This is a genomic window from Paenibacillus sp. FSL R7-0048 (assembly GCF_038004505.1).
In the GTDB taxonomy this organism is placed as follows: domain Bacteria; phylum Bacillota; class Bacilli; order Paenibacillales; family Paenibacillaceae; genus Paenibacillus_AQ; species Paenibacillus_AQ odorifer.
The window spans coordinates 5207557-5222669 of sequence record NZ_JBBORF010000001.1; the positions used below are offsets into that span (position 1 = coordinate 5207557).

The 15113-nt window shown below is 43.8% G+C and carries 10 protein-coding genes; 3 read left to right on the forward strand and 7 right to left on the reverse strand.

The features are described from left to right. Positions 1–32 precede the first annotated feature (32 nt). The 5 genes from NSQ91_RS23280 to NSQ91_RS23300 all read right to left on the reverse strand — a co-directional run bounded on the left by NSQ91_RS23280 (position 33) and on the right by NSQ91_RS23300 (position 7157). Entirely contained in the window at positions 33–2036 is a 2004-nt protein-coding gene (locus NSQ91_RS23280) for a beta-galactosidase (protein ID WP_340920061.1), read from the reverse strand. 26 nt (positions 2037–2062) lie between these two features. Further along, a complete protein-coding gene (locus tag NSQ91_RS23285) occupies positions 2063–3487 on the reverse strand; it encodes a family 43 glycosylhydrolase (protein ID WP_339281276.1) in 1425 nt (474 codons plus the stop codon). Positions 3488–3573: 86 nt separating this feature from the next. Beyond that, a complete protein-coding gene (locus NSQ91_RS23290) occupies positions 3574–5247 on the reverse strand; it encodes a hypothetical protein (RefSeq protein WP_076147914.1) in 1674 nt (557 codons plus the stop codon). Positions 5248–5288: 41 nt separating this feature from the next. Continuing rightward, positions 5289–6158, reverse strand: a complete 870-nt coding sequence (locus tag NSQ91_RS23295; protein WP_081383383.1) for a carbohydrate ABC transporter permease — start codon at positions 6156–6158, stop codon at positions 5289–5291. A 42-nt stretch (positions 6159–6200) separates the two neighbouring features. After that, positions 6201–7157 carry an ABC transporter permease gene (locus tag NSQ91_RS23300; protein ID WP_340920066.1) on the reverse strand — a complete coding sequence of 319 codons (957 nt, stop codon included), beginning with the start codon at positions 7155–7157 and terminating at the stop codon, positions 6201–6203. A gap of 228 nt (positions 7158–7385) precedes the next feature. Here NSQ91_RS23300 and NSQ91_RS23305 point away from each other — a divergent pair, with 228 nt between their 5' ends. From NSQ91_RS23305 to NSQ91_RS23315, 3 genes are all read left to right on the forward strand, one after another. Continuing rightward, positions 7386–9116 (forward strand): sensor histidine kinase, encoded by a 1731-nt coding sequence (locus NSQ91_RS23305; protein WP_076219545.1) that lies wholly within the window; start codon positions 7386–7388, stop codon positions 9114–9116. Then, on the forward strand, positions 9097–10452 hold the full coding sequence (locus tag NSQ91_RS23310) for a response regulator transcription factor (RefSeq protein WP_076304629.1): 1356 nt from the start codon (positions 9097–9099) through the stop codon (positions 10450–10452). The genes NSQ91_RS23305 and NSQ91_RS23310 overlap by 20 nt, the downstream gene beginning before the upstream one ends. 75 nt (positions 10453–10527) lie before the next feature. Then, on the forward strand, positions 10528–11406 hold the full coding sequence (locus NSQ91_RS23315) for a helix-turn-helix transcriptional regulator (protein WP_076130289.1): 879 nt from the start codon (positions 10528–10530) through the stop codon (positions 11404–11406). A gap of 1001 nt (positions 11407–12407) precedes the next feature. On the opposite strand, the gene NSQ91_RS23320 is transcribed toward NSQ91_RS23315, so the two are convergent. Together NSQ91_RS23320 and NSQ91_RS23325 are read right to left on the reverse strand one after the other, a co-directional pair. Continuing rightward, the gene (locus tag NSQ91_RS23320) at positions 12408–14597 is read right to left on the reverse strand and encodes an alpha-galactosidase (protein WP_076279238.1); all 2190 of its coding nucleotides are present in this window, start codon (positions 14595–14597) and stop codon (positions 12408–12410) included. Positions 14598–14829: 232 nt separating this feature from the next. After that, positions 14830–15084 (reverse strand): glycoside hydrolase family 2 protein, encoded by a 255-nt coding sequence (locus tag NSQ91_RS23325; RefSeq protein WP_256716530.1) that lies wholly within the window; start codon positions 15082–15084, stop codon positions 14830–14832. Positions 15085–15113: the final 29 nt, after the last annotated feature.

Genomic DNA, 15113 nt, shown 5'->3' on the forward strand with positions numbered 1-15113 from the left:
GCTGGGGGCCTTTTTGTTGTAAAGATTTGCAATCAGAATCCCGTTTTCGGAATCTCCATTGGCACAATATTATAGGGCGCTGTCATACCCGTCCGCACCTGATACATCTGGTCATGGGCCTTTCTCGCTGCTTGCACGAAAGGTTCATATGGACGGTTGCAGACATCCACTACACCGATTTGATAGTTTTCTCCGTCATAACGTCCGAGCACAGGCTGATCATTCCATTGAAAATAATGAACTCCGATGAGCTGCGGGATGGCTGCCCCCTGCTCCACATAATAACGGTAAGCCTCACCGCGCTCCTTCTGGGTTGCCACCGCACGGATCCCATAAGCCAACATGCTGCCTTCAGCCGCACCAAAATGATATTCCCCAATCATGACTGGTTTGTTCAGTCGTCCGCTGATCTGGGCGATCTGGTCCTTGTCAGGACTGAACTGATAGCAGTTCATAGAGAATACATCAAACCATTCGCAGCCCTCCAGCACCTCATCACTGCCAACCCAGGCATAACGCATTCCCAAATTCAGATGATTCGGATCCGTCTGCTTGCAAAGACGGGCTGGCACTTCTACATACCGTCGAATCATGATCCGGTTAAACTGGTTATAATCCACTTCTCGGGCAGAAGTGAGATTATCCCCGGTTACATTCACATTCGATACATCGTATAAATCCTCGAATTCTTCAAAAACGCTATCCCACGCCATGTTTAATCGTTCCACTGTTTTGTACTTTTCTGCAAGCCAGCGAATGAATTCCTTCTTACTGGCATAACGGACCGGAGATTTCAGCATCTGCCCGGTCAAATTCAACCCATCCACGAATGCCCAATGCGGCTCATTACGCATGAAATAACCGACCATTCTCTGGTCTTCCCTTAATGGAAGAAGCTGCTCCGCAAAGCTCCCGGCATTCCGCTCATACTCCGGGCTAAACACATCCGGGAAATCCCGGAAAATAGTCTGCTCCGTCATAGGAAAGTCCACTAGAGGATAAACATACGGAAGCTGGGATTCGTTGATAAATCTATCATTGGACCAGTTACCGATGGTGTTGAATCCCCATTGTTGTAAGCGAAAATCCGTCATAGCCACCCAGTTAGAGCGCCACTCCGCCCCAAAAGCAGTGATCAGATTAGCAATCTCGAAGCTGAATTCCTCGCCATCCTGTGACCAAGCTTCTTGATAGATTCCTTCCCGCTCCGGCAATGAGGGTATCAAGTGTTCCATGCCAGTTACATGCATAGAACAAGCTGGACCCACACAGTCCATCCCCGTACTGAACAGGGCATAACCCTCTGGATCAACGAACCACCAGCGGCTGCCGTCAAACTCCGTGCGGAAATATCCAGTTGCCGCGAATCTCAGCGCCTTCCAACCTCCGTACCTGCTGAGGTCACCTCCATTGTGATCAGCATGTTCCGCAAGTTTCCGCTCTGTGCGCAGCCGATCCGTCATCGCTTCTGCATCAACCGTTTTCCCTGGCCAATCCCTTCCCTTTAATTGGCCCAGATCATCTATATATGGTTGCTGTTCATACTCAAAGACGGGCTCAGTTAGACTTAGAGCCAAGCCACTAATTTGCACAGCTCTACTTGTTGTTGAAGGGAGAGTAGCGATAGAGAATCGGGTGATATGCTTGCGATCGATGCCTGCATCTCCCCTCAGTACTGTCTGCATCACACCCGGATAACGGGGAAGGAACAGCTTCTCACCATTTAAATGAATCAAGGGTAAACAAATTTTCGTGCGCACACCGGGTAAAATTCCTACATGATAAGTAATGACGCGATGATCCCGATCATAAAAACTGAATAACAGCACCAGAACGTCACGGCTTTCATGGTAAACCTCCGCATTAACGAAACCATAATCGCACCAAGCGGCGGATTCCAGATGCCCTGACTGAAGCTCAAATCCACCACCTTCTGGTGTAGTGATGAACTGAAACGTCTCAGAGGAAGTCGCAGTAAGTTGTGTATGGGGGTCACTTTTAAACCATTCCATAGGGAAGGAGACAGATAAACTCATCGGTATACCTCTTTTCTCTAAACTGTTTACCTTACTGAAATCAGTTGAAAAAGCTGCGGGTCTGCACCTATACGGGGATCATGGCAGCGTTTGGATTCAAGAAACACACAACCCCAGCCCCCACGCTGTTCTCCTGCTACGGTAAGAACTCTTCCGTCATTGCTCCCAATAGTCAGTGAACCTGCTTCTGTCTCTGTAAGCAACCATATAAACTGATCTTCGTTGTCACGAATAGGCTCCAGCAGCAAGGAATTCAACAGGCCAATAGATAAGGCCTTTTCACTGTTTCGAATTCTCACCCTACCCTTCTCCCCGTATTCAACCGTCCATCTCTGCTGCTGATCTTCATACGAAAGCGTCCGGACTTCGACGTTCAGGGTCTCCTCATGTTCAATGGATTGATTTCCCGCCGCCAGATAAAGCCCCATTCCTAAGCTTTTCAATCTGAACAGACCACTACCAGAGCCGCATTCCACAGCTACGATTCCCTTCCTTAGGTCAATCACCGTTCGCTCTGCCCAGTCAAGCTTCATTTCCCGGTCAGAAGGAAAGCTGAGCGGCAGAAATACATAGGAAGAGGCATAATAATCCGCAGGGTCCCAGCGATCCCCAACATACAGGTAAGAGCACTGGTCATTGTCTGTTCCTACAATAGGAACTATAAAAGCAGGCTGGCTGTCGTATGTAGTGATGTCGCCCAAAGGCAGCAAGGGTGACCAACGACCAAATAATTCCTCGGACCAGGCATAGGTTCCTTGGTTAGGCAACCAGCCCGTACAGGCGGACGAGATGAGGAAGTATACACCCTGACGTTTCATTAATACAGGTGCTTCACGCGCTTGTCCGGGCCACAAGGTCTTGACCTGTTCTTCTATGCTGAGGTAATCAGGTGACAGACGATACATAATAAGATCAGCATTTTCCCTTGCCGCGGAGATAAAATATGCCGTCCCATCGTCATCCTGGAACAAGGTGCAGTCCCGAGACATGTTACCTATCGGATTAAAGCTGCCCCGGTAAACATAATCCCCATCTACCGTCCCGCAATCAGCGATCGCGCAGCGCGCATCAGAGTAGTCGCGTCCATTTTCCCAATGCATCCACATAACAAATCTCCCTGTAAGTTTGTTGTAGAGTACTTTTGGGCGCTCAATTACCGCACCCGTTGGGCGCCCCTCCCTGTCCAAGGGTTCAAGCTCTAATGTGGTGCGATGATAAATCGGCTGTACCGGTGAATCGAGTGTGAGCACATCATTGCGCCATTCCCAATTCACTAGATCCACAGATCGGTAGCAGCTCACTCTCCGCCGATCCATCCGGTTCTCACCAAACCAGTAATAATATCCATCCGTATAGAGCATATGTCCACCATGTGCATGTACAGGATTTCCGCTCATATCCAGAAGTGGAGCGCTATTTAGTAGGGTGACTGTACTCGCATTTTCGTCCATGATTAACCTCCAGAGGATCAGATTTTTAGACAAAAAAGCAGGTCCGGCCAAGGATGACCTTAACTGAACCTGCTGTTCTTGCGAACTTATTTCAATCCCATCTGAGACATCACATCCACCTTGCTAGCATTGTTATACCATTCGTTGATTTCTTCGGAAATTTTCGTACCGCCTTTGTCATGCCATTGCTTCACGAAGTCATCGTACGCAGTTAGCGGCTCTTTACTGTAAATAATTTTGGTGAAGGTTTCCTTTTCCATCGTATTCAGTTGCTCCCAAGTTGTCTGCATGGTCTTGGTAGGTGGACCGTTAAATGCATTTGGAAGCAGTGACTCTCTATTCTCATAGGAAATCACATATCCCTCTTTGGCTGTTTCATCATTTGATGCCGATCTGATCAAGACCCCATTCTCAGCTTTTGCACCTTTGGAAAGATCATAAAAAGATTTACCTGGGCCATCCACACTTGGTGTATTTTTGGTAAAAGCCATTTTCCCTACACCTTGAGCGGCATCCAAAGGCGTATTGAATTTCTTGGAATCGAATACCACTTCATCGCCAACGATGTCATAATCATATCCCTGAGCATAACCATATTTGAAATCTCCGGTACCAAATGCTGCATCGTAAAGCTTGTCATAATACAAGAAGAAAGCTTCCATATTGTTAAAGTCTTTATTAAACATAAAGACACCATCGTTCTGTTGACCGGATTGGTAGGTTCGATCCCCACTTACACCGTTAATTGTTGGGTAAGCTTTGATTTTAGCCCCTTTTACGTTAGTTTCCACATCTTTAACACTGCCGTACAGCCAAGGACGGCCAATAATAATCCCTGCTTTACCTTCAGTGAAATCCGCCAGTGCATCCCATGCACCCTGTGTAGCCAACTCCTTATTTAAATACCCTTTGGAGTACCAATCGCGAAGTTTAGCTAACGCATCTTTTGTCCCATCAGCGACGGAACCGTAAGTGAGTTTTCCATTGTCGTTATACCATTGGCCGGGGAGACTCTTCCCTGTATAAGCACTAAAAATCATTACAGAGTCGCTTACCCAGCCCGTGTTGTAAGAATCTTTTCCCGAGAAATCAAATCCATAAGTATCATTTTTTCCGTTACCGTCCGGATCATCATTCGTAAAAGCAGCGATTACCTGTTCAAATTCATCTATATTTGTTGGCGCTTTTAAATTTAATTTATCTAACCAATCTTGACGGATAAGCATGACTTCACCTTCAGTGAGATTGGGCGAGATCGCCATCCCATAAACCTTGCCGTCCTGGATAACCGGGTTGAACGTTGTTGGATATTGTTTATATATTTCTTTCAGACGCTCAGGCATATATTTGTTAATGTCTTCCGCAATATCTTTTACAAGTCCAGATTGAATCAGATCATTTTCTAATGAGGTGTCATACACTGGCAAAACATCCGGAAGCTTCTCGGAACCAGTGAGCGCTAAACGAAGTTTCGTATTATATTGGGAGGCATCACCGCCCAAAAGAGTAGTTTGGATGTTAATCCCTAGATTCTCGACACCCCAGCGGGTCAACACATTATCATTTAAGCTCTCCCCGTTGATATATTTACCGGCATTCTCATCTTGTTGCTTGGCGATGTTGATAGTAATAGGAGGATCGTATTTGCCGTCTTTGAGAACCGCTTCTGCCGCAGTAGATTCTTTACCGTTTGAGCCGCAGCCCGCTAGCAATCCTGCCATCAATACAGTAGTCGTTATTAAGGCCCCTGTTTTTTTCATCAATAAGCTCCTTTGAATTAAAGTTTTATATGTTGGTCACGTTATTCTTTTACAGCACCCAGAACGATGCCTTTGACAAAATACTTCTGTAGAAAAGGGTACACAAGGATAATGGGCAGTGTGCTAATAAAAATTTGCGCAGCTTTGATACTCTGTTCTGACAACGCGGCTGCTTCTGATTGACTAAGTGCCATACTCTGCGCTGAACCTTGCACCACTACAGTCTGTAAGAATGAAGCTAACGGATAGTCCGTTGTATTCGACATATACAAAATCCCATCAAACCATGCGTTCCAGCTCCCCACCATGATAAACAATCCAACGGTTGCCAGACCGGGAAGGGAAAGCGGAAGATAGATTTTCCGGAAAATGACGAAGAACGAAGCCCCATCGATAAATGCCGCCTCTTCAAGCGCCTTAGGGATTGTTTTAAAGAAATTCATAATCAGAATCAAATTATAAGCTCCGAAGGCACCGGGAAGCACGAGCGACCAGATCGTGTCCTTGAGCCCAAGTTTCGTAACCAATATATAAGAAGGAATCAATCCACCGGAAAACAACATCGTGAATATAAAAATCCACATTAAAGCATTACGCCCACGGAAATCTTTGGACAAGGCATACCCCGCCGTTGTAATAATGAACATGCTGATTAACGTCCCCAGTACCGTCCGGACCACTGAGATTCTCATGGAGCCTGTAAAATTCGTGTTTTTAAAAGTTTTAACATAGGCTTCGATATTAAAGTCCACCGGCCAAAAGGATACCAAATTCCCATTTACCGCTGTCTTACTACTAAATGATTGTGCTAGCAAATGAAGCATAGGCAATAAACACGATAAGGCTACTAGAATCAGGAGGATATGATTGAAAATCGAAAATATCCTATATCCCTTGGATTTATAATACACTCCCATTCCTCCTAACAGTTTTGTAAGCTTAACAACTTCGACTTAAAATATTTTATAGTTAGCTACCTTGTAAGCAATTCGATAGGAAATTACGATTAATATGAAGCTGATGCCGGATTTAAATAATCCAACAGCGGTACCAAAACCGTATTGGCCATTCAATAAGGATGACCGGTAAACATAAGTATCGATGATATCCCCCGTACTATATACGAGTGGATTGTATAAGTTAAAGATTTGATCAAATCCTGCATCCAGGATATTTCCAAGGCTTAACGTTGCAATTACGATGATCATCGGCATCATACTCGGTAAGGTAACATGTCTTATTTGTTGGCGGCGTGACGCGCCGTCGATCTCAGCTGCCTCATAATAAGAAGGATCGATCCCTGTAATCACCGCTAAGTAGACAATCATGCCAAATCCGAAGTTTTTCCATAAATCACTGATGATGATCGTCGGTCTGAACAGCGTAGGATCGCCCAAAAAGAAAATCGGTTTCAGTCCGAGGAAATTCGTAAGAAAATGATTTATGCCCCCATCCAGACCTAAGATATCAATCATGATTCCGGCAACGGTTACCCAAGAGAGAAAATGCGGTAAATAGACCAAGGTTTGAATACTCTTTTTAATCCCCATGTTTCTAATCTCGCTTAGCAGAATCGCCATAAAGATAGGAACAATAATTCCGACTATAATTTTGATTACAGCAATAATAAGGGTGTTGATAATGGATTGTGTTGCCTCTTTATATTGAAAGATTCTTGCGAAGTTATCCCAACCAATCCAAGTTGAACCTGTAATTCCAAGCCAGGGCTTGTAATCCTGAAAGGCCATCACTAATCCGACCATAGGACCGTAGGCAAAAATTAGAACGAATACCAAAGCTGGGATACATAAAACATACAATGGCCAATTTTTTTTGATTTCCTTTTTCCAAGGATTCTTTCTGCTTTTTTTAACGTTGGATTTCTTACTCCATTTGAGCTGGGTATTCATTATCTGTGCTATTGTGCTTACCCCCTTTTACATTCTTGGCTGCTAATTTCTTTCTGGTTTAATGTTAACAAAAGCGCTTTCATTCGAAAATGTCTCAAATTAAATATCATAACCACTCGCTAAACATCTTTATAAACGCTTTCATTTTGCGAGAGCTCTTCTCTTTTTCTTTTGGAATATATGGCTTATGATGAATTCACACGAGTCCTAGCGACAGGAGTAATGCTTATGATTAAAAAAGTAAATATGAAACGATTCATATATTTTTTCGTTTTTTTCCTTTTACTTACCTTAAGTTTGTTTTTCGTAATGAACTCCCTAGGTTCCAAAACCATTCAAGAGAGCTTGGTTAACTCCTCCAAAAATCAGCTAGCCTATACGGAAAGCATTCTGGATGGCATCATCTCTGAGGCAAGTTTGTATGGCATCCAATATACAGCCGACACCTCCGTACGTTTCTATCAAAGCAAAATACAAGAGATGAACAATTACGATGCCCAGATGAAAAAAAACGATATCTATGACCGCATATCAGCACCACTTCTCTCCAGTCAGGCGATTGAATCTATCGGTATCTACTGGAAATCGGACGGCACTTTTATTTTTACGGGTCATGATTCGCTTGCCAAACAGCCCTTTCAGAAGGTCACGCAGCGAGGCTGGCAGATTGTTAATAACAATTTGTATTATTTTTCAATCTACCCTTATATTCATGAACCTAAGAATCCTGCCAATATTCAGTACATCGTGGGCGTTAAGCTGAAAAAGGAGTATTTAACAAGTCTTTTAGAAAAAGCAGTGAGTGGCGGCGAGAGCTCCAATGCCTTTTTACTTGTGAACAAGAGTTTAATGATTAGCAATAAAGCGGTGGATATTCGAATCGAGGAAAAAGCCAAGGAGACGATAACACCCAATGCACATGAAATTCTAAAGTTTGACTATCATATCAACGATGACGATTATTATGTTTTATCAAAGTATATTGAGCCGATTGATACGTATCTTGTTACCTATACGCGAATGAGTGATTTTTTGAATCCGCTTAACCGGAATAAACAGGTGTTTTTTGTCAGCATCTTAATGATCTTGATCATTGGTCTTATCGTGATTTTTATGTTCTATCGAAACTATTATCGCAATGTATATCTGCTCGACAAGAAATTCTACCAAGTGGAACAAGGGAATTACAGCACCAGAATTAGTGAGAACCCGGACAATCAATTTTATAGTCTATTTAAAAGCTTTAACCACATGGTCGCCAAAATACAGGCTTTATTCGCTTCATTAAAAATAGAAACCGAGCTGCGCAGAAACGCCGAAGTGAAACAACTACAGGCTCAGATCAATCCACATTTTCTTTACAATAATCTGTTTTTTATTATGGCAGTGGCAAAAACTTCACCGGAAGCCGTAATGCAGATGAGCAAGCATTTAGCAGAGTACTATCGTTATTTAACAAAAATGAATTCAGATAATGTTACGTTGGCTTCTGAATTGCAGCTTGCCGATCATTTTTTATCCATCATGTCACTTTCCAAAAAAATAAATTATGAAATCAACCTGCCTCCTGAACTGGGAGAGCATCTGATTATGCCACTGATTATCCAGCCTATGGTCGAGAACGCAATCCAGCATGGGATTGAAGAACAGCAAGGGGCTTATCGCGTTACTATAGATGTAAAAGAACTTGATACTGGAGCATTAATTATTGTTGCCGATGACGGTAAGGGGCTTACTGCTGAGGAAATACACCAGCTAATGGCCAGACTTGAGAATGAATCCCCACCTGAAGGATCAAGAGGAATTGGTCTTTGGAACATTCATCATCGCCTCAAAAATGCGTATGGTGAATTAAGCGGACTGCGGTTCTTCATCAATGACTGGGGTGGTTTATCCGTGCTGGCATTCATAGATTTCTCGCTGGATGAAGGAGGACAATATGCGATTATTGATAGTTGATGACGGACATTACATCGTTGAATATTTAAAACACCTGCTGGATTGGAGCAAATTTGGAATTGAGCATATTGAGACGACAACAAATTCGATTGAAGCCAAGGAGCTATTGAATCAGAATCATATAGATATCCTTATTACAGATATTCGTATGCCCGAGGTATCCGGCATTGATTTACTGCATCATGTTCATGAGAAAAAGCTCAATACCAAGGTAATTTTCCTTTCCGGTTATTCTCAATTTGATTATGCACAACAAGCCATCCGTCTGGGCGCTTTGGATTATTTACTCAAGCCGGTAGATAAAGAGGATATGGAAAAAGCCATGAGTCAAGTTATTAAGAATATCGCTGAGAAACCCCCAAAAACCCCAGTGGCAGAGAAAAAGATAGATGGGCTAGGTTACTTGCTTTCTGTTATTAGCGGACCTTCCCCACTACGTTATGATCACAGCACACTCGACACTGCTTTACGGAATGAGCACTTTTGCTTTTTTCACGTCTCAGGGGCTAGAGGGAAAGATGAAATGATGTTAAAAGATCATAATGGTGGACGGGACTTTATTTGGATCACTCCATCAGCCATTACTGGAATTATTCCAGAATCCAATACCGAAACTGTGGCAAGCAGCGTCGATTCCATTTCTTTTTCCGAGCCGTTTGAATTTTCTCAAAAGCATGCTGTTCGGCATATTTTTTATCATTTCTTTTTTAATGAAAATATTGGGACCAGTGACTTTACTATGCTGAGTGCCTCTAGTGCTCTCCCTAAATTAGAGCTTGGAGAATGGGAACAAACCAGAAAAAACATTTTAAAAAACTTTGCCAAGCTCACTGTCAAAAAACAAAAGCTCCTCTACCTGCTCGAATTCATTAATTTGCTGTATTCCACAACCGATAAAATCCAATCAGCTGAGGTTGCAGACTGGATTTTCAATCAATTATCAGAGCCAGATACGGCTCTTCAATCCATCTTGCAGAGTCTCACCCAATTAGATAGAAGCGCTAAATTTTCCAATCAAAACATTGTTCATACCATTCAAGCCTATATCTCCAATCATATTAGTGATTGCTTGAGCCTGGAGGACTTAGGGAAAATTGTTCACCTACATCCTGTTTACCTGTCCAAATTTTATAAGCAGGAGACGGGTGAAAATTTATCGAGCTACATTTCTTCTAAACGCTTGGAAAAGGCCTCCAAGTTATTAATCGATTCCAACTTACATGTGCTCGATATTTCACATCTAGTCGGCTACAAAAAGCCACAATATTTCATTAAGCTGTTCAAAGATCAGTATGGCATTACGCCTTATCAATATCGAAGACAGCAGATTAAATGAAACAAAAATTGAACAGATCAACAAAAAAGTTTACACTTTGAATGAAGTAACGAACCACGGAAAGGAAACCTGCTAATGTTGCGCTCCTCCTACACCATTCGCTCGGAAGAACAAGCTTCTATGCTTCTGTTTGATTCTATTGGCTGGGAACAAGCCGAAACTCCGGCATATTCATTCAACGGCCAGAACCGGACGGAGAGAAGTTGTGTTATTTTTCAGTACACCTTATCTGGAGAGGGTAGAATTGAAATAGACGGGGTTGTTCACCCATTAACGAAGGGCAAAGCTTTCCTAGTGACTGTCCCCAGTATACACAGATATTATTATCCGGAGGAAGGTACAGAGCCCTGGGAATTCATTTGGCTGAATGTACGAGGACCTCTAGCTATTTCACTCTGGAACCAGCTGATTGCACATGGCGGTCCTATTATAGAACTCCCTCAGGAATCGGTTCCGATGGATTTATTGTGGAGTATGTTCAAGGACATCCAGGTTGATGAAGAAAGAGATTTGCATTTTCTAACGGGGAAAGCCTTTCAGTGGATATTGTCCATGGAGAAATACCTCAAGAAACCGAGTTTGTTAACCACCTATATAAAAAATGACAAACTCCATGCCGCTATACAATTCATGAAAAATGATCTGCACAATAATAACCTTAGCTTAGACGATGTCGCCGCACATGTTGGAATTTCTAAACATCATCTTTGCAGGCTATTTCAAAAAAACATCAATCTCTCGCCTTTTGAGTATTTAAGAAGGAGACGGATCGAGCTGGCAGCATCTATGCTGAAAACAACAGATCAGACGATCTACCAGATCGCTGTGGACACCGGGTTTGACAATGCCAGCTATTTCGGCAAAGTTTTTCGTTCCTACTTTGGAGTTAGCCCCTCCACTTACCGCGAGCAGGACCTAGAGTTCCTGTCCAAACATGTGTTTTTTGAAAATTGATGTTGCTAGGCATATCTATTCGGCTTCGATAGAGCTGAGTGGCAGGCGTGGCAGGCGAATTCGGGGCCGGTGGATGCAAGTAGTAACCATTCAGATCTGGTGGTGCCAACTCACAAGCACCCTCCCCCGCTTTCGGACCCAGATGAAGCTATTTGCCAATTTTTCGCCTTTTGAGCACAGTTTCGGACTCCAGTGCAGCTATTCCTTCGAAAGAGGTGCATATTAGGTACTTTTCGAGCCAATAGCGACTATGCGGTCCGATAAAACTCCAAATGTGTGAAAAGACTGCGGTTAGCGGCATTTGAGTCCTATAGCACCGTGTTGGTTGGGTAAGCAACTTGCATGTCGTACTAATTGGCGTCCAGCGGCCCACGGCTAAGGAAGCAACTTGCTAAACACCCTAATTCGCGTACGGCAGCCCCCGCCTAGGTAAACATCCTGCTAAACACCTTAATTCGCATACGAAAGCACCGAGTCACCCCCCTCTACCGCCGCTTTCGGACTCAGATGACGCTATTTGCCAATTTTTCGTCTTTTGAGTACAGTTTCGGACTCCAGTGCAGCTATTCCTTCGAAAGAGGTGCATATTAGGTACTTTTAGAGTCAATAGCGACTATGCGGTCCGATAAAACTCTAAATGTGTGAAAAGACTACGATTAGCGGCATATGAGTCCGATAGCACTGTGTTGGCTGGGGAAGCAACTTACATGGTGCACCAATTTGAGCCCGCCGACTCGAGTTATAAACACTCAACTCCAGTGGCGTCAAGCTACTTGCAAGGCGCACTAATTCGCGTACGGCAGCACCTGGCTAGCAAAGCATCTTGCTAAACACCCTTATTCGAGCCCGCTATCCCCGGCTAAGGCTAGGTAAACATTCTGCTAAACACCCCATCCAATAACAGCTTCGGGCGCGCAGCTAGTCACAAAAGAACTCAAAAAAGGAGAAAAAAAGGAAGGTGCTCAGCAGCCAATGGCTTTTGAGGCACCCTCCTTTTTTGATTAAACTTCTCTAAGCACGAAAAGTAGGCTTCTGAAATCGCCCTCAAGCTGTGGAAGCGTGAGTCCGAAGTGCATCAGCTCATCCCCTCTGTATACTCCGCCGTTAAGCTCAAGCTTATACGATTTCGCAGGGTCGAGTCCTTTCAGACGCAATCTGCGCAACGGTGGATTAGGCCCGGCCAAAACTTGGAAGTAGGTGGCGAAGGCTTCTTTTTTATCAGCGGAAACAAACATCCATGCCGTCTCGTTTCCTTCAAAAGGACTAAGCAGTCGATAGAAATCACCGTACTGAATCAGCATTCTCAGTTCCTTGTACTCCGAAACCTGCTTGCGGATATCCTCGCGCTCAGCTTCAGTAAGCTTGGTCAAATCCAGCTCGTAGCCGAAATTACCCGACATCGCGACATGACCACGTGTCTCCAAAGGTGTAATACGATGTACCTGATGGTTAGGAACAGCCGACACATGGGCACCCATTGAACTCGCAGGATACACCATACTTGTTCCGTATTGGATCTTCAATCTTTCCACTGCATCCGTATCATCGCTAGTCCAGGTCTGTGGCATATAATACAGCATTCCCGGGTCAAATCGTCCGCCACCGCCGGAGCAGCTTTCGAACAAAATATGAGGGAAACGGGAAACGATACGTTCCAGCACATCATAAAGTCCAAGGATATAACGGTGTGCCGTTTCACGTTGACGTTCGGCTGGAAGAAGCGCTGATCCAATCTCCGTCATATTCCGGTTCATATCCCATTTCACATAAGTAATCGGAGCGGATGATAATACCGAGCTAACTGACTCGACGATATAATCACATACATCCTTGCGGGATAAATCCAGCACTAGCTGCTGGCGGGCTAATGAACTTTTATGCCCAGGTACATGGAGACACCAGTCTGGATGTTCACGGTAAAGATCACTCTCAGGCGATACCATTTCTGGCTCGAACCATAATCCGAATTCCATGCCCATTGCCGTGATATCTTCGCCTAGCTTTCCAAGACCTTCAGGCAGCTTGCGACGATCCTCTACCCAATCTCCCAGGGAGCTGTCGTCGTTATCACGTTTGCCGAACCAGCCGTCATCCAGCACGAACAGCTCCAGGCCTAGCTCTTTGCCTGCTTTAGCAATCTCTTTGATTTTATCCGCATTAAAATTAAAATAAGTCGCTTCCCAGTTGTTGATCAGAATAGGACGCTTGCTATCGCGGAATTCACCTCTGCATAACCGGGTCCGATACAGACGGTGATAGGTTCTCGATAAACCGCCAAGCCCTTCACTGGATCTTACTAATACTGCTTCAGGTGCCTGAAAGGATTCGCCCGGTTCAAGCAACCACTGAAAGTTGAAAGGTTGAATACCGATCCCTACTCTGGAAATTCCGTATTGATCCACTTCTGCTTGGGCGAGGAAACTCCCGCTATACACAAGGCTGAATCCATAAACTTCGCCATGGTCCTCTGTCGCATCTTTTGCAAGCAAGGCCATAAAAGGATTCTGCTGATGGCTGCTGGAGCCGCGTTTGCTGTCAATCCGCTGGATGCCAGGAACGAGGGGTCTTTTGTGAATATGGCGTTCTCTAGTCCAAGTACCGGATAATTGCAGCATGTCATAGTCAGAATCATGGAAGTCAACATTCGCGCTTAATACTCTTTTCAAAACCAGATTGTCCTTACCCAGATTCTCAATCCGCACGGAACGTGTTATAACATCCTGATCGTTAAATACGGTATAGCTCAAGGCAGCGATCAATCCTGTTTTATCATCTTGCAGTATAATTTCCAAGGTCTCTGCTTCTTCATCACTTTCAACATAAGTAGCAGGCAGACCTTTGAGTGCAGGTTTTCCTTTATTAATGGTGTAGCTCTTATAACGGAAATCCGTTACGGTCGTGCCATCTACTAGGTGAACCTCCAGTGCCGGTTCGCGGAAATCCCCGTTTCCATAGGAAGGGAATTCGCTTGGCAAGGTGTCGAGGGAGATATTTTTATCCTCCTGCAAATAAGTTGGGCTAAAAGAGCAACGTTCCACCAAATTCAACGGGTGTTGAAATTCTCTCCCTGCCAATTGTGGGCCCCAGTAGACATGCGCTGGAATAACACCTTTGATCATTTCAATAATATAGCTGGATTTCTCTGACTGTAAATGAAACACCTTGCGGTTGTCGTCATAATAAATACCCATATGTTTGCACTCTCCTTAAGGTAGCTCAATAGAACGTTTATTGTTTGTAGTTAATGCTTCTTCGAAGTCTATTTTAGAGTGAAATGGAAGGGTATACAATCTTAATATCTATACCTATTATAGTAAAATATTGATCTATCTATACACAGGATCTAAACCACTAGAATATATATCATCAAACTGTCATTTGGAGATTGGTAGCCTAGGATATAGTAGGAAAATAACCTTTTGCTTAAATATCAAAGACGGAACGTACAGTAAGCTGGGCACGCAGTTCCTCAGCCGTAGCTGGTTTGTCGAGATCTTTTTTGGCAACCGTAACGATTCTTGAAATGCCAGCTGACAGGTCGAAATAGTTATCACTGAAGATCGCATCTCTTTCCTTGAAATCAAGTCCAACGAAACGGGCATATGCTTTTGACTTCACAGTATTTTGAAAATTATTAATAAAGACCCTTTTGACCTTATGTAACGTGATGGAAATCACATGTTTTAATGTAAAATAAATGAATAATT